13 protein-coding genes are annotated in these 15342 nt (G+C 68.0%); 6 read left to right on the forward strand and 7 right to left on the reverse strand.

Annotated features, from left to right (window positions below):
• Positions 1-5: 5 nt before the first annotated feature.
• The 3 genes from GQ464_RS08940 to GQ464_RS08950 form a co-directional block, all read right to left on the reverse strand.
• Positions 6-470: a MarR family winged helix-turn-helix transcriptional regulator gene (locus tag GQ464_RS08940; protein ID WP_166976712.1), complete on the reverse strand. Its 465-nt coding sequence runs from the start codon at positions 468-470 to the stop codon at positions 6-8.
• A gap of 283 nt (positions 471-753) precedes the next feature.
• Positions 754-1863 carry a sensor histidine kinase gene (locus GQ464_RS08945; RefSeq protein WP_166976711.1) on the reverse strand — a complete coding sequence of 370 codons (1110 nt, stop codon included), beginning with the start codon at positions 1861-1863 and terminating at the stop codon, positions 754-756.
• 83 nt (positions 1864-1946) lie between these two features.
• Entirely contained in the window at positions 1947-2657 is a 711-nt protein-coding gene (locus tag GQ464_RS08950) for a response regulator transcription factor (protein WP_166976710.1), read from the reverse strand.
• 257 nt (positions 2658-2914) lie between these two features.
• Here GQ464_RS08950 and GQ464_RS08955 point away from each other — a divergent pair, with 257 nt between their 5' ends.
• The 6 genes from GQ464_RS08955 to GQ464_RS08980 all read left to right on the forward strand — a co-directional run bounded on the left by GQ464_RS08955 (position 2915) and on the right by GQ464_RS08980 (position 9210).
• Positions 2915-3583, forward strand: coding sequence for a DUF4159 domain-containing protein (locus GQ464_RS08955; RefSeq protein WP_423816184.1), 669 nt, complete (start codon positions 2915-2917; stop codon positions 3581-3583).
• Between the two features lie 79 nt (positions 3584-3662).
• On the forward strand, positions 3663-4970 hold the full coding sequence (gene glyA / locus GQ464_RS08960; protein ID WP_166976708.1) for a serine hydroxymethyltransferase: 1308 nt from the start codon (positions 3663-3665) through the stop codon (positions 4968-4970).
• A gap of 149 nt (positions 4971-5119) precedes the next feature.
• On the forward strand, positions 5120-5722 hold the full coding sequence (locus GQ464_RS08965; RefSeq protein ID WP_166976707.1) for an orotate phosphoribosyltransferase: 603 nt from the start codon (positions 5120-5122) through the stop codon (positions 5720-5722).
• A gap of 32 nt (positions 5723-5754) precedes the next feature.
• Positions 5755-6627: a twin-arginine translocase subunit TatC gene (tatC, locus tag GQ464_RS08970; RefSeq protein WP_166976706.1), complete on the forward strand. Its 873-nt coding sequence runs from the start codon at positions 5755-5757 to the stop codon at positions 6625-6627.
• A gap of 19 nt (positions 6628-6646) precedes the next feature.
• The gene (locus tag GQ464_RS08975) at positions 6647-8380 is read left to right on the forward strand and encodes a S41 family peptidase (RefSeq protein ID WP_166976705.1); all 1734 of its coding nucleotides are present in this window, start codon (positions 6647-6649) and stop codon (positions 8378-8380) included.
• A complete protein-coding gene (locus GQ464_RS08980; protein ID WP_166976704.1) occupies positions 8377-9210 on the forward strand; it encodes a sulfite exporter TauE/SafE family protein in 834 nt (277 codons plus the stop codon). The genes GQ464_RS08975 and GQ464_RS08980 overlap by 4 nt, the downstream gene beginning before the upstream one ends.
• A gap of 123 nt (positions 9211-9333) precedes the next feature.
• Here the strand turns inward: GQ464_RS08980 and GQ464_RS08985 are convergent, their stop codons facing one another.
• The 4 genes from GQ464_RS08985 to GQ464_RS09000 all read right to left on the reverse strand — a co-directional run bounded on the left by GQ464_RS08985 (position 9334) and on the right by GQ464_RS09000 (position 15332).
• Positions 9334-10308 (reverse strand): hypothetical protein, encoded by a 975-nt coding sequence (locus tag GQ464_RS08985; RefSeq protein WP_228350740.1) that lies wholly within the window; start codon positions 10306-10308, stop codon positions 9334-9336.
• A gap of 97 nt (positions 10309-10405) precedes the next feature.
• Complete coding sequence (locus GQ464_RS08990; RefSeq protein WP_228350741.1) at positions 10406-11023, reverse strand: MlaC/ttg2D family ABC transporter substrate-binding protein; 618 nt, start codon at positions 11021-11023, stop codon at positions 10406-10408.
• A 70-nt stretch (positions 11024-11093) separates the two neighbouring features.
• Positions 11094-12542 (reverse strand): TolC family protein, encoded by a 1449-nt coding sequence (locus GQ464_RS08995; RefSeq protein WP_228350742.1) that lies wholly within the window; start codon positions 12540-12542, stop codon positions 11094-11096.
• Positions 12543-12680: 138 nt separating this feature from the next.
• A complete protein-coding gene (locus GQ464_RS09000; RefSeq protein WP_166976703.1) occupies positions 12681-15332 on the reverse strand; it encodes an AAA family ATPase in 2652 nt (883 codons plus the stop codon).
• Positions 15333-15342: the final 10 nt, after the last annotated feature.

The following is a 15342-nucleotide window of genomic DNA, read 5'->3' on the forward strand; positions in this document are numbered from 1 at the left end:
GGCAGTCAGACCGTCTGATCGGTGCGCAGGCGTTCGAGCAGGTCGCACAGCAGCCGGTGCTCCTCGGCGCTCAGGTGGCGGGTGATGTGGTTCATGGCCTCGTGCACGACATCGTGCATCTCGTCGAGCAGGGCCAGGCCTTTCTGCGTAATGCCCACCTCCACGACGCGGCGGTCATGCCGGGCCCGCGCCCGGTGGATGAGGTCCCGGCGTTCGAGCCGGTTGAGCAACCGCGTCACGTCCGGGGTGCGGTCGAGCAGGCGGGCGCCCAGATCGCTGCACGTCAGCTTGCGGGGATGGCTGCCGCGCAGGATGCGGAGCACGTTGTACTGCGCCGGGGTCAGGCCGAACGGGGCCATGACGGCGGCCATCTCCCCGAGCAACCACGAACTCGTCACGATCACATTGAACATCGCCTCCTGCCCGGTCGAGGCAAATCGTTCCTGCCGGATGAGCTCCGAAAGTTTCATCGTAGCGCGGGGGTCATCATCGTGGGAGGGAGCCCGTGGGAACCGCTCTGAACGCTTCCATCCATCGCTTTGACCGCTGCAACCGAGCCGAAAGGATGTACCGCCGATGCGGTCCGGCGATCCGGGGCCGGGACGGAAGAGAGGGGAAGGAGAACAAACCTCACCGGCGGCGGAACCCGGCGCTGTTCGCCTCCCTGCCTCCGGGCATCATGGCGAGAACGCACCGGCCGGGCCAGGTGCTCGTTTCAACGGGCATGAACCATCCAGAAACGTTTCCGTTCCGTTACGGGCCCCGCCGCCCGCCGGCCGGCGACCGCCTGGCGGCCGGTTGCGTGACCGCCAGCGGCAGGGTAAAGCTGAACGTGGACCCGCGCCCCGGCATGCTTTCGATCAGCAGCGTACGCCCGTGGGCCCCCAGGATGTGCTTGACGATGGCCAGGCCGAGCCCCGTGCCGCCCTGCGCCCGCGACCGGCTCTTGTCCACCCGGTAGAAGCGCTCCGTCACCCGGGGAATGTGCTGCGGTGCGATGCCGATGCCGTTGTCGATCACGGCGATGCGCACCTCGTCCGGACCGGAAGGCTCCGCCACAAGCTCGACGTAGCCGCCCGGATTGTTGTACTTGATCGCATTCTCGACCAGGTTGATCAGCACCTGCCGGATGTGGTTACCGTCCCCCAGCACCGGGGCCAGGCGCTCGGGCAGGCGGCTGCGCAGGGTCACCGGCTTCTCCACCGCGATGGGTTCGAGCAGCTCGAGCACGTCGCGGACCACCCGGTGGAGGTCGAACGGCTCCACCGTCATCTTCAACTCTCCGGTCTCGATGCGTGAGATCTCGGCCAGGTCGCTGGCCAGATTGCTCAGCCGGTTGGCGTTGCGCAGGATCTTCTCGACGAACGTCCGGCGTACCGCCTCATTTTCGAGGGCGCCTTCGAGCAACGTCTCGGCAAAGCCCCGGATCGAAAAGATCGGGGTTTTGAGCTCGTGCGAGACGTTGCCCAGGAACTCGCGCCGGTAGTTCTCCACCTTTTTGAACTCGCGGAAGTCTTTCTCGAGCGCCTCTCCGGTGCGATAGACTTCCCAGAGGAGACCGCCCAGTTCATCCCCTTTCGGCAGGTGGGCCGCTTCCAGGTTGTCGAACTCGTGCCGGCGGATCTGCCGGAGGGTGGTGTGGGCCAGTTCGAGCCGGGCCGCCAGCAGCCGGTGCGCCACCCCGTAGAGCGCCAGCCCCGTCAGCCCGCTCAGGAGCAATCCGGTCGCGAACGACGGCAGGGGGAAAAACAGGCCGAGGCCTCCCCAGAGCCCCGCCGTGACCGCCGCTCCAGCGAGCGCCAGCTTCAACGAGAGACGGTGCAGGCGAAAAGCCCGCCGCGGTACGTCAGACGATTCAGGCATGGGGAAAAGACGCGGAGCGGGGGGCGTCTTGCGCGGGGCGTAGTGAAGCCCTTTACGCACTACGCAACCGGCCCCACAAAAACCTACTCCTTGAACCGGTAGCCGACTCCCTTGACCGTCTCGATATACTCGTTGCCGATTTTTTCCCGGATCTTTCGCACGTGCACATCCACGGTGCGGTCGACCACGTAGACGTCGCGCCCCCAGACCTCGTCGAGCAGGGCCTGGCGCGTGAAGACCTTGCCCGGATGCGCGGCCAGGAAGCGCAACAGCTCGAACTCTTTGCGGGGAAAGCGCAGCTCTTCCTGCCGGCCGTCCCGTTCGCGATAGACCAGATAGCGATCGCGGTCGATGGACAGATCGTGGATGCGGAGCAGGTCCGGCGGGGTTTCGTAGCGCCGTACGCCGCGCAGGAGCGCCTTCGTCTGGCTGAGCAAGACCGGGATGGAGATGGGCTTGGTGAGGTAGATGTCCGCGCCGACGTCGAGGCCCCGGACGTGGTCTTCCTCCTCGCTGCGCGCCGTCAGCATCAGGATCGGGATGTGGCGCAGGTGGGCGTCCTGGCGCAGCCGCCGGCACACCTCGATGCCGTCCATCCGCGGCATCATGATGTCGAGAATGACCAGGTCCGGCGGATTCTTTCCCGCCTTCTCCAGCGCCTCCACGCCGTCGTGGGCGAGCGTCGTCTCAAAACCCTCCCGTGCGAGGTTGTATTGCAAGAGATCCAGGATGTCCTCCTCGTCGTCGACGATCAGGATCGTGGGGTGGTCCGGAAAGGATGGGGCAACGGTCATCGTTTGCCGTGGGCAGGTGATACATCGGGAACGAACCGGCTGAAATTACGCCGGGGAGCGAAGCGCGATGTTACCGCAACGTTAAAACCCGTCTCCCGGAAGGCCGTAACACGCCGGGTTCGCTGCATTTGAGCGGGGCTTCACGGGCGGGATTCCGGACCGGGAGGCCACGGGGTGGAACCTGGAGGGTCGCCTTGGCTTTCCCTGAGGGTCGGTCATACACGACGTTGTACGTCTTACCGGAGAAAAAGATGACGATGCGCACCGGCTGGCTGCTCCTGGTGCTGGGCTGGACGACCGGGCTGCTTGCACCGGCGGCGGCGCAGCAGGGTTCGGCCATCGAGATCGCCGCGCTCAAATACGGGGGCGGGGGCGACTGGTACCAGGCGCAGACGCCGCTTCCCACGTTCATCGCCTTCGTGCGCGAACAGACGATGCTCGAGGTGGCACCCCGGCCCGCCGTCGTCGAGCCGTCGAGCGACAAGCTGTTCAACTATCCCTTTCTGGTCCTCTCCGGGCATGGCAACGTGTCCTTCACCGACGACGAGGCCCGGCGTCTGCGGCGCTACCTGACCGGCGGCGGCTTTCTCTACATCGACGACGACTACGGGCTCGACCCCTTCATCCGGCGCGAGATGAAAAAAGTGTTCCCCGAGCTGGAATTCGTCGAGTTGCCCTTCAGCCATCCGATCTACCACACCCACTTCGAATTCAGCCACGGCCTGCCCAAGATCCACGAGCACGACGGCAAGCCGCCCCAGGGTTTCGGGCTGATCTACGAGGGACGGCTGGTAGCCTTCTACACGTATGAGACGAACCTGAGCGACGGCTGGGAGCCGCCCGAGGTGCACAACGACCCCCCCGAAAAACGCCTCGACGCCCTCCGCATGGGAACGAACATCCTCGTCTATGCCATGATGCACTGAAAATTGTCAGGCTCGAAAGCGTGACGCGCTTTACCTTGAATCCCGACACCCGAATCCCGCAATCCGAAACCGCATCCCGATGACCGACCTTGAACGGAACGACCCCGACGTTTTTCGCGCCATCGAGCAGGAGGTGGAGCGCCAGAACAACGGCCTGGAGCTGATCGCCTCGGAAAACTTCGTCTCGAAGGCGGTGCTGCAGGCCATGGGCTCGGCGCTGACGAACAAGTATGCCGAGGGACTGCCGGGCAAGCGCTACTACGGGGGGTGCCAGTTCGTCGACGTGGTCGAGAACCTGGCGCGCGAGCGGGCGAAGGCGCTCTTCGGGGCCGCGTGGGTGAACGTGCAGCCCCACTCCGGCGCCCAGGCCAACGCCGCCGTCTACCTGACGCTGCTCGAGCCCGGGGACACGTTCCTCGGCCTGGACCTGGCCCATGGCGGCCACCTGACGCACGGCAGCCCCGTCAACTTCTCCGGCATCCTCTACCGGGCCGCGTACTACGGCGTCGAGAAGGACGGCCCGCTGGCCGGCCGCATCGACATGAACAAGGTGCGGGAGAAGGCGAAGGCCGTCCGGCCGAAGATGATCTCCATCGGCGCCAGCGCCTACCCGCGCGACTTCGACTACGCGGCCTTCCGCGAGATCGCGGACGAGGTGGGGGCCTTTCTGTGGATGGACATGGCCCACCCGGCCGGCCTCATCGCCGCCGGCGTGCTCAACGATCCGCTGCCCCACGCGCACATCGTCTCGACGACCACGCACAAGACGCTGCGCGGCCCGCGGGGCGGCATGCTGCTCATCGGCAAGGACTATGAGAACCCGTTCGGCAAGGTGGCGCCCAAAAGCGGGCGTGTCCGGATGATGAGCGAGTTGTTCGACAGCGCCGTCTTTCCCGGAACCCAGGGCGGCCCGCTCATGCACGTCATCGCGGCCAAGGCGGTGGCCTTCGGCGAGGCGCTGCAGCCCTCGTTCCGGCAATACGCCCGGCAGGTGGTTAACAACGCCCGGGCCATGGCCGATGCTTTCCTCGAACGCGGCTATGACCTCGTCTCCGGCGGCACCGACAACCACCTGATCCTGATCGACCTGCGCAACAAGGGCCTCACCGGCAAAGCCGCCGAAGAGGCCCTGCAGGCCGCCGAGATCACGGTGAACAAGAACATGGTGCCCTACGACGACCAGAGCCCCTTCGTGACCAGCGGCATCCGCCTCGGGACCCCGGCCATGACCACGCGCGGCTTCACCGAGGCGGAATTCCGGCACGTGGTCGAACTCATCGACCGTGTGCTCTCGGCCCCCGGCGACGAAGCCGTGCTCCGGGCCGTCCGGGCCGAGGTGCACGAGCTCTGCCGCCGCTTCCCCCTGTACGATTTTGTGGTGGCCTGAGCCGCGGGCCGTGGAACGGATCGGGACGACGGAGGTTCACGCTACGCAGGCGATCGGGCGCACCGCCCGGGTGGCACCGCCGTCCGACGCCCGACCACGGGAAGGGCCCGGCACGAGGTCGGACTCCCGCGCTTGACCTGTTACGAGTTATGGCGAACGACACGTTGAGCCCATCGAGTTATGCCGATCTCGTCGAGCTGGGCCGTCGCCTGTACGAGCGCGCCCTGGTGCGACGCGAGCAGGAACTGATCACCGATCCGCGCGGGCAACCCATCGGCTGGCTGCTGGACACGCGCATCCCGATGCTCGACGGCGCCCTCTTCCGTGAGGTGGGCGAGGTGCTGGCGGCGCGGCTCCGGGCCCGCGGCCTCCATCAGGTGGCCGGCTTCGGCTTCGGCGCCTACGCCCTGGTCTGCTCGGTGCTCGCCGCCCCCGGCACCCCGCGCTTCACGGGCGGCTTCATCCGGGAGAAGCGCAAACCGCATGGCCGGCGCCGCCTCGTCGAAGGCCCGCTCGACCGCACCCGCCCCGTCGTCCTCCTCGACGACATCCTCAACAGCGGGCGCAGCGCCACACGGGCCCTCGCCCTCCTGCGCGGCGACGGCTTCGAGGTCTGCGGCCTCATGACGCTCTTCAACTTCACCTGGAGCGGCGGCCGCGCCCGCCTGGAGGCCCAGGGCCTCTGGGTCGATACCCTGCTCGACCTCAACCTGCGCGAAAGCAGTCGCAGCAGCTCCGACTCTCCGTACTGACCATGCCTGGCTGCCTCGCAGCCCCGTAAACGATGAAACGCTTCGGGTCACGCACGGCCGAAAAGAAACTCCCGCCGGGCATGCAGGGAGACGGTGCGGCCCGGCCCGTCGATGCCCCCGGCACCGCCGACATGGCCGAGATGTCCTTCCTCGAACATCTCGAAGAACTCCGGTGGGCGCTCATCCGGGGACTCGGCGGCATCCTCGTCGCCACCCTCGTGGCCGTGTTCTTCCGCGAGTGGATTATCGAAAACATCCTCCTCGGGCCCAAAAAACCCGACTTTTTCATGTACAAGCTCTTTGGCATCGAGGCCAAGGAGTTCGTCCTGCAAAACCGCACCATCACCGGGCAGTTCTTCGCCGACATCGGGACGATCGTCGCCGTCGGGGCCGTCCTCGGCTCCCCCCTCTTCGTCTACAGCCTCTGGAAGTTCATCGAACCGGGGCTGTACCCGCACGAGAAAGAGGGCATGCGTTTCGCCTCCGTCTTCGCGACGGTCTTCTTCATGCTCGGCATCGCCTTCGGCTATCTGGTCATCACCCCGCTGGCCCTCCAGTTCTTCGCCGGATACCAGATCTCCCCCGAGATCGAGAACGAGTTCGACATCAACAAGTATTTCAGCATGGTCACGTTCTGGTCGCTCGGCGTGGGGATCCTGTTCGAACTGCCGGTGGTGATCTATTTCCTGGCGAAGCTCGGCATCGCCACCCCGGCCGTGCTGCGCCGCATCCGCAAATACGCGATCATCGTGACGCTCGTGCTGGCGGCCTTCTTCACCCCGCCGGATCCGATCTCTCAGATTCTCGTGGCCCTCCCGCTGATGCTGCTCTACGAGCTCTCGATCTACCTGGCCGCCGTGGTGGAACGACAACGAGCCCGTGCCCTGAAGAAAGCGCTCGAATGAGGCGCGGAGGTGCAGGTTGATGAAAAGCAAGACCTTCTTCGGACGCGTGCACGTCCGGCTGCTTGCCGGCCTCTTCGTGGCACTCGCGCTCGGCTTCGCCGTGGGCTTCTGGGTGCCGCGGGACGACGACTTCTTCGCCCTGCGCAAGAACTACCAGATCTTCGGCGCGCTCTACGAGGAACTCGTCGCCGGCTACGTGGACCGGCTCGACCCGGAGAAGCTCATGCGCCGGGGCATCGACGCGATGCTGCGCGACCTCGACCCGTACACGGTCTTCTATGACCAGGCCGACCATGCCGACATCGACATCATGATGCGGGGCCGGTACGGCGGCGTCGGGCTGAACGCGGCGTTCTTCGACGGCAAGCTGACGGTGACCGCGCCGGTGGAAGGGACCAGCAGCTACCGCCAGGGGGTGCGCGCCGGCGACGTCATCACCCACATCGCCGGCCAGCCGACCGAGGGCCTGACACTCGACGACGTGCAAAACCTGCTGCGCGGCGAACCGGGCACGACGGTCGAGATCACGGTCGAGCGCGCGGGCGAACCGGCCCCGCTTCACTTCCTGCTCATGCGCGAGCAGGTGCGCCTCAAGAACCTGTCCTTCCACGGCTTCGTGGACGACGACACCGCCGCCGGCATCGGGTACATCAAGCTCGATCGCTTCGCCGAGGGGGCCGCAGCCGACGTCCGGCAGGCCCTGCAGGACCTGCAGCGGACGGGCCGGCTGCGCGGGCTGATTCTCGACCTGCGGGACAATCCCGGCGGCCTGCTCGAAGCCGCCGTCGAGATCGCCGGCCTGTTCGTCCCCCGCCACACGGCCCTCGTCTCGACGCGTGGCCGGCAGCCGGAGAGCGAGCGGGTCTACCGGACCCCTCAGGCCCCGCTGGCACCGGAGCTGCCCCTGGCCGTGCTGGTGAACGGGCTGAGCGCCTCGGCCAGCGAGATCGTCGCCGGGGCCCTGCAGGACCTCGACCGCGCCGTCATCGTCGGGGAACGCTCCTTCGGAAAGGGGCTCGTGCAGATCGTCCGCCCGCTGCCCTACAACACCTCGCTGAAGCTGACCACGGCCCGCTACTACATCCCCAGCGGGCGCAGCATCCAAGCGCTCGACTACGGCCGCCACGACGGCACCGCCACCACCACACCCGACTCGCTCCGCCACGCGTTCACCACCGCCGGCGGGCGCACCGTCTTCGACGGGCGCGGCGTCGAGCCGGACGTCGAGGCCGCCCCCGAGGCACCGGGGGCCCTGGAACAGGCCCTCGACCGCCGGGCCGCCTTCCTCTTCTTCGCCAGCCACTTCGCCGCCACCCATCCGCTCCCCGAAGGGGACGGCAGCGCCAGTGACCGCTTCGCCCGGACCTTCGGGGTCGCCCCGGCCGACTTCGAGGTGAGCGACACCGTGCTGGACGCCTTCCGGTCGTGGCTCGACACCCAGCACTTCACCTACCAGACCCCCGCCGAGCATACCCTGGCAACCCTCACGGAGCGGCTCGAAGAAAGCGGCTACATGGCGGAGACCGGCGACGAGGTAGCCGCCCTCCGCGCCGAGATCGAGCGCCAGAAAGCGGCCGACTTCGAACGCCACCGGGCGCGGCTGAAAGAGCGGCTCCGCACCGAGCTCCTGGCCCGCTACCTGAGCGAGGAAGCCCGGATCCGGGCCTCGATGACCCACGACCAGACGGTGCGCGCCGCCTTCCGGCTCCTGCAGGATTCGGCGGCCTACGCCGCCATCCTGCGCCCCCGGTGAGTACGGCACTGCTGCTCTTCCTCGCCGGCCTGGCTGCCGGCTTCCTCGGCGGGCTCGTGGGCGTCGGGGGGGGGATCATCTTCGCCCCGGTGCTGCTCTTCTACTACCGGAGCGCAGGCGTTCCACCGGAAGTGCTGGCCCCGCTGACCATCGGCACCAGCCTGCTCTGCACCTTCGTCGTGGCCGTGGCGAGTGCGTGGTTTCAACACCGGCGCCGGGCCGTGGAACCCCGCGTGGCCCTCTTTGCCGGCCTCTCGAGTGCGGCGGCCGTCTTCGCGATGACGCGCTTCGTGACGACGCAGCCGTGGTATGACGCCACCGTGTTTCAGATCGTCTTCAGCCTGCTGCTGCTGGCCACCGTGGTGCAGATGATCCGGCCGCCGCGTCATGGAAGGGTTCCGCCTGAAGCCGAGGGGACCCCTTCCCGCGACCGGGTACCCTGGCCCGCACTCTTCGGTGTCGGCGCCGCAGCAGGGGCCGTGGCTTCCGCAGTGGGCGTCGGCGGCGGCGTGGTCCTCGTACCGGCCTACCATCACCTGCTGCGCCTGCCCATCCACCGGGCCGTGGGGACGTCCAGCGCCACGATTCCTCTCATCGCGCTGCTCGGCGTGGTCGGCTATGCCATTGCCGGTTCCGATGCGACCGTGCCGGGTACCGCCCTCGGCTACGTCGATGCCGGGCGGGCGCTGCTGCTTGCACTGCCCGCCCTCTTCTCCGCACGCCTGGGCGTGTGGACGGCCCACCGCATCGACACGCGGGCGCTGCGCCTCAGCTTCGCCGTAGTCGCCGTCTTCGTGGCGCTGCGCCTGCTCTACGGCGCCCTCGGTTGAGGCGACATACGAACCCGGTAGCCGCGACCGGGCACGGCGCACCTGCGGCTTCCCCCGGATTGCATCGAGGCCGCCGGCATTTCGAAACACCCCACCGCGCCCTGGAAGAGGTCGTACCCGGTATCAGGCCTCCTCACCGACGGCAACGGGGCGCTGTGTCAGCTGCGCCCAGGTCCGCTCGGCAAAGTCGTAGAAGGGCTGTTTCTGATGAATCCAGCCGAAGTGCAGCGCAAAAGGTGTCACGTCCATATAGTCCCCGCGACCGGGGATGCGCGTGCATACGGCCATCAACAGATCGCGCAGCCGGACGTTGGGCATGAAACGCAGGCTGTGGACGAAGCGATCGCTGTAGTAGCGACAGACGACCTGCTCGAAATCCGGATCGCAGGCAACGAAGTCTCCGACGAAGTCGAGCTGGGGGCTGTTGTAGCCCTGGTGCCAGAGAAAGACGGGCAGGTGCAGGCGGCTCATCGCCATGGCCATGCTCCATTCGCAGGATTCTTCGCTGCGTCCTTCGTCGAGGCGGCTGCGGAAGTGGGTTTCGGCGCGCCGGGCGAGGAAATCCCGGGCCGTCTCACACACACGGGCCGTCAGCTCCGGATCCCGGCTGTAGATCATCCCGGCCTGCACCCGGGGCAAGTGGGTGAGGCCGAAGCGGCGCAGCGTCCGATCCCGCCGGTTGAGGAGAAAGTCGACGATGACGCCGAGTCCCTTGGGCCCGCCGAAGTAGAAGTCGGCCCGGGGCAGGCCGGTGGCGGTGAACGGGAAGGCTGCGAGTTGTTGCCAGAGGGGGTCGGGGTTGCGGCACCAGACCATGTCGGCATCGACGAAGAGCGTCCGTTCGAAAGGCATGAAGCGCTCGAGGTGGTGCTTGAAGCCAACGATGGAACGATGGGCCTCGGGCAGATCGCCGAGGTGGGCGAAAAGGGTGTCGAGGCCGTGTCGTACCAGCAGGTCCCGGTGCTCCGGCGTGCAGTAGAGCGCCACGGGCCGCGTCGTATCGTGGCGCCGCAACGTCACCACCGAAGCGACCACATGGCGCAGGTACCGCGCGGCGCCATACGAGTGCAGGACGTATCCTTCGGCGGGCGTCGGCATGTTCTGGCTGCTCACGGGGCCGTATAAGCGCTTGCAAACTGTACCGGTACGCCGCCCCCGGCGCGAGGTTCTTTGAAAAAGACGTTGACCGGCCGGGTCAGGTGGTCCCGCTTTCGGCCAGGGCCTTGTCGCGGCGTTCGCGCAGGCGTTCCATGAGCACCTCGAAGCCCCGCTTTCGAATCAGCGACTGAAACGAGCGGGCATAGCCTTCGGCCGTACTCACGTCGTCGAGGATGATGTCGTGGACCCACCATTGCCCGTCGTGGTAGCCGAGTTCGTATTCGATCTTCATTTCCACCTCGTTGTAGGTGGTCGTCGTGACGACGTGGGCCCGGTTCCCCTCGACGGTGATCTCGTCGTAGGTCACCTTGCTGCGATAGGCGTCGAGGTTGGAGAGGGAGTGGGCCCGCACGATGTCGCTGAAGACCTCGACGAACTCCGCCCGCTGTGCGGGGGTCAATTCGTCCCAGTACTTGCCGAGGGCGGCGCGCCCCATGGCCGCGAAGTCGATGTTGGCGTTGATGACGTCCTTGAGTTGCTCGCGCTGGCGGTCGGTGAACGTCTCCTTATCGCCGAGGAGCGCTTTGATCTCGCGGTCGCGCTGTTCGAGCAGGGCCCGCACCTCCCGGGCGCGATCCTGGGCAAGGGCGTGCCGTACGGGAAGCCAAAAGGCGCCCACGATCAGCAAAAGGAGCAGGCCGGATCTGTTCAACATAGCATACATGGCGTTTCGTCGAGGCCGGGTTGACGGGCCGTGCAGTGCCCGCCCCGGGATGGTGACGGTGTCAGTCAACAAGCGTGCCGTTTCCGGCATCGCCCGGCAGGAGGCCGGCGGCGCGTTGCAGCCGCAGCACGGCGACGTTGTAGGCCCGGATGGCTTCGTAAACCGCCGCCTGCAGTTCCAGGTTCGCCTGCACGGCCTTGATGAGGTTGTCGGTGTCGCCGATGTCGAGGTCGAAGTTGATCTGTTCGGTGCGCAGCCACTCCTTGCTGAGACGCAGGGCTTCCTCCCGGGCGGCCAGGGCCTCCCGGGCGATGGAGACGTTGCGATAGGCCTCTTCCACCTCGAACAGGATGAGCTGCCGGGCCGCCTCCGCCTGAAAGCGCACCTCTTCGTAGGCGGCCCGGGCCTGCTCGACGCGGGCACGGGTCTGGGCAAAGTTGAGCTTTTGCCGGAGGCCCAGCCCCACCTGTACCCCGCGGGACAGGAAGGGGTCGCCCACATACGGGTTACGCTGGCGGTGACGGCCGGCGATGGCCGAGAAGGTGGCCGAGGCTCCGAGAAACAGCTTGGGGTAATAGTCCGACCGGGCCACGTCGATGAGGGCTTCGCGGGCGGCGAGACCGGCCTCGGCCTGGGCCAGCTCGGGGCGGCGGGCCAGCGCCCGGGCCGTGTAGGCCTCGAGAGGCTCCAGCGTGAAGGCTACGGGTTCGAGGGTGGCGTCCACGGGCACCACGACCGTCCCCTCGGGCAGGAAAAGCTGGCGGGCCAGCGCCGCCTGCGCCGTGAGGTATTTCTGCTCGACCTCCGCGGCACGGCGCCGGAGTTCCTGTTCCGTGATCAGCACCTGAAACCGGTCGGCCTCGTCGACGTCCTCGGCGCCTTCGTCCAGGAGTTTCTCGATCTCGGCTTTGGCGCGGGCCACGGCGTCGCCGGCCTCGCCGGCCACACGGCGAAGGGCGCCGGCGAGGAGCAGGTTGTAGTACAGCTCGCCGGTGCGGAGGGCTACCTCGGCCTCCTTCGCCTGCACCGCCGCCGATTCCACCGCCACCCCGTGCTGCGCTGCCCGGATGTTTCCCCCCAGCTCGCCCCAGGTATAGAGGGGCTGGAGCATCTCCACCTCGACGCGGGTGAACGGGCGCAGGTCGTCCCAGTCATTGCGCACGTCGGGGTTCAGGTAAAGGGCGTCGACCGGGGTGTCGCCGACGTTTTTCAGGCCGGGACCGGGCGCATGGGCCGAGGTGAAGTTGAACTCGGTCAGGAACCGGCTGGCGCGGGCCAGCCCGGCGCGGGCCTCGGCAAAGTCGCGTTCCGCCGCCACGGCCCCCACCTCGGGGCTCACGGCGAGCGCCCGGCCGATGGCTTCGGCCAGGCCGAGGTGCACGGTGTCGGCCGGCACGGGCTGGGCGAGCGCGGAACACCCGCCGGGGACGAGAAGGAGGCAGGCAAACAGACGCAGGGCAGCGGCACGGGTCATCATGATCGAGGCATCCGGCGAGAAGGGGTTCGGCACGGGACGACGCGGCTACGCAGCCGCTCCGGCGCGCGCCAAGGTAACGCAGCGCCCGCCCGAAGGTTTGCCGCACGGAACGCGTGGCGCGTCCAAAGCGCCGGGCGTATCCCGCCCCTGATGCGTCCCTGCCCGCCGGCCCTATGCGGCCGCCAGCAACGTACGCACCTCCTCGCCGGGGATCTCCTGCCGCTGCACCAGGGCATCTGCCAGGGCCTCCAGGGCCCCGGCCCGCGCCCGCAGCTTGCCCAGGACCGTGGCATAGGCCTCGTTCAGGATGCGCCCGGCTTCCTCGCGCTCGGCCCGCCCGGGTGTCTCGGACCAGATAAGCCGCCGTTCGGGACCCAGGCCGTACCGGGTCGTCAGCAGCAGGGCAAAGTGGCTCGCCACCTTGAGGTCGTGCTGCGCGCCCCCCGTGACCCCCTCCGGGCCGAAAACGATCTCCTCGGCCGCGCGACCGGCCAGCAGCACCTCGATCTCCTCCAGGTATTCTTTCCGGGTCAGCAGCGCCCGCTCGGAGGGCATGCTGGCCACGAAGCCCAGGCGCCCGTCGGCACGGGGCACGACGGACACGAACGTCAGATCCGCGGCGCGGGTCTGGCTCAGGAAGGAGGCCACGGCGTGCCCGGCTTCATGTACGGCCACGCGGCGCAGTTCAGTGGGCGTCAGCCGGGGCGAGGTGCCGGGATCGCGCGGCTTGCTCGTGATCTCGTCGATCAGGTCGGCCTGGCAGAGCGCCCGTCTCTGCTTGCGCGCCCGCCGGACGGCCCCCCGGACGAACAGCTCCACGTCCGCCCCGGTCTTGCCGAACGCCAGCGCCCCGAGGGCCCGGACGTCGACGTCCGGGGCCACCTCCGCCGCGTACTCGTCCAGGTAATGCCGGAAGATCCGCGCCAGGGCCTCGACGTTGGGGTGTGGGATCTCGATGACACGGTCGAGCCGGCCGGCCCGTTTCAGGGCCGGGTCGATCCGGTCCAGGTGGTTCGTGGCGGCGATGACGACGACCGGGGCCTCGGGATCCATGCCCTGTAACTGTTCCAGCAGGGCATTGACGACCTGGGTGCCATACTGGGCGTTGTGCCCGGCGAAGGCCTCCCGGTTGCCGATGCTGTCGATCTCGTCGATGAAGAGGATGGCGGGAGCGAAGCGGCGGGCAAGGGCGAAGTCGGCCCGCAGGGCCCGGATGTGGTCGTTCAGATAGCCGGCGGCCTGCCAGCTCGAAGCGCTGGCGCTGACGAAGCGGATGCCGCAGTCCCGGGCGATGGCCCGGGCCAGGGTCGTCTTGCCGGTGCCGGGGGCGCCGACGAGCAGAACACCCCGGTCCACATGCTGCCAGGCAAGCCGCCCGGCGATGGCGTCGTGGATGTCGGCGATCAGATCCTCGGCGAAGATGCGGGCCTCGCCCAGCCCGTGCAGGTCTTTGAGGCCCAGCCCGTCGACGGGTTCAACGTCACGGAGGCGTTCGCGGGCCCGATCGCGGATGTAGGCCAGGGCTTCCCCGGGCGGTAGCCCGAGCCCCTGCGGGTGCTGGAAGTCGGCGTGGTGGACGTGGGTGACCCAGTGCGTGTCTTCGTCCTGCCAGTCCTCCGGCAGTGCGGTTCGCATGATGCGAAGGAACAGGTGACGGAACAGGTCCGGGTCGAGGCGGGGCAACCGGAGGGTCAGGTCGACCACCCGGCGGAGGCTCTCGGGCAGGTCGCCTGCCCGCTCACAGCCGATCAGGCAGGCGACGTCCCGGGCGGCGATCTCGTGGGCGACCCGCTCCACGTCGATGAGGCTCCGGTAGGAATGAAACGGCAGGAGCAGGACGCCCTTGCCGCTCTCCGGCACACGAACGTGCAGGCGCGTGTCGTCGCCGGTGTCCACTTCGGGCCGTACCCAGGCCAGTTGCTGGCCGGATGCCAGGCGTTCCTGCACGATGTGCGCCACCGTCTCTTCGACGAAGGGCAGGGTGCTCTCGATCGCCACCACCGGCGCGGCCACCGCCACCAGCTGGGCGAACCGGTCGAGCGCCGTGCGGCCCCGGAGCCGGGCATTGAAATGGGTGAGCAGCTGCGACGCCTCCTGCCGGTGCAACGCCTGTTCGAGCAAGAGCTCGACGAAAGCCCGCAGGATGGCTGCCCCGGTGAGGCCGGTGTAGGCCACCCCCTGCAGGCGCGCCAGCAGCACACCGGGCGCGTAGAGCTCGGGCAGGACCGGGACGAGCGCCCCCGGAACGTTCCTCACCAGCAGCAGGTCATCGACCATCTCGACGCGCCGGTCCGCACCGACGGCAAAGAGGCAGGCAAAGAGATCGCCGCCGTAATGAACGGGAACCCGCAGGAGAAAACGGCCGCGGCCGTCCCGTCCTTCATGTTTGAGCGGCGCGACCATCCCCGCGACGGCCGCAGCCTGCCCATCGCCTTCGGGCGGCTCGGACGCCAGCGCCTCGAGCAGGACGAACGGTCCCGCCTCGCCGCGCACGGCAAAGCAAAAGAGGCGCAGGTAGTCGGCGACGTTCTCCGCCGTCAGCGCCCCTTCCGTGGCATTCAGCGGCTGAAACGGCTCGCTGGTGCCGTCGAGCACCACGACCCGTTCGTCGCCCGCCAGGGCGAACACGTCCAGCGGCTCGCCGCCGTCCGCCCGGAGGGTCAGGTGATACAGGTCGACGCCCGCATAGCACGCGAGGTCGGCCACCCGCCCTTCCACCCCGGCGAGCCCGGGCACACCGGCCCGTTCGTCCCCGAAGATGCGCACCGCCAGCCGCCCGGCCTCCGGGACGGAAAGGGGCTCCCATTTCCATTGATCCAGCATCGAAGCAATC

This window comes from Rhodocaloribacter litoris (genome assembly GCF_011682235.2).
GTDB classification, from domain to species: domain Bacteria; phylum Bacteroidota; class Rhodothermia; order Rhodothermales; family ISCAR-4553; genus Rhodocaloribacter; species Rhodocaloribacter litoris.

What these genes read in the sequence shown, in the direction of transcription:
- GQ464_RS08955 (WP_423816184.1), top strand. Translation starts at nt 2,915, where the DNA reads ATGCGCACCGGCTGGCTGCTCCTGGTGCTGGGCTGGACGACCGGGCTG.
- GQ464_RS08990 (WP_228350741.1), bottom strand. Translation starts at nt 11,023, where the DNA reads ATGTTGAACAGATCCGGCCTGCTCCTTTTGCTGATCGTGGGCGCCTTT.
- glyA (WP_166976708.1), top strand. Translation starts at nt 3,663, where the DNA reads ATGACCGACCTTGAACGGAACGACCCCGACGTTTTTCGCGCCATCGAG.
- GQ464_RS08940 (WP_166976712.1), bottom strand. Translation starts at nt 470, where the DNA reads ATGAAACTTTCGGAGCTCATCCGGCAGGAACGATTTGCCTCGACCGGG.
- GQ464_RS09000 (WP_166976703.1), bottom strand. Translation starts at nt 15,332, where the DNA reads ATGCTGGATCAATGGAAATGGGAGCCCCTTTCCGTCCCGGAGGCCGGG.
- GQ464_RS08975 (WP_166976705.1), top strand. Translation starts at nt 6,647, where the DNA reads ATGAAAAGCAAGACCTTCTTCGGACGCGTGCACGTCCGGCTGCTTGCC.
- GQ464_RS08965 (WP_166976707.1), top strand. Translation starts at nt 5,120, where the DNA reads ATGGCGAACGACACGTTGAGCCCATCGAGTTATGCCGATCTCGTCGAG.
- GQ464_RS08945 (WP_166976711.1), bottom strand. Translation starts at nt 1,863, where the DNA reads ATGCCTGAATCGTCTGACGTACCGCGGCGGGCTTTTCGCCTGCACCGT.
- tatC (WP_166976706.1), top strand. Translation starts at nt 5,755, where the DNA reads ATGAAACGCTTCGGGTCACGCACGGCCGAAAAGAAACTCCCGCCGGGC.
- GQ464_RS08950 (WP_166976710.1), bottom strand. Translation starts at nt 2,657, where the DNA reads ATGACCGTTGCCCCATCCTTTCCGGACCACCCCACGATCCTGATCGTC.
- GQ464_RS08985 (WP_228350740.1), bottom strand. Translation starts at nt 10,308, where the DNA reads ATGCCGACGCCCGCCGAAGGATACGTCCTGCACTCGTATGGCGCCGCG.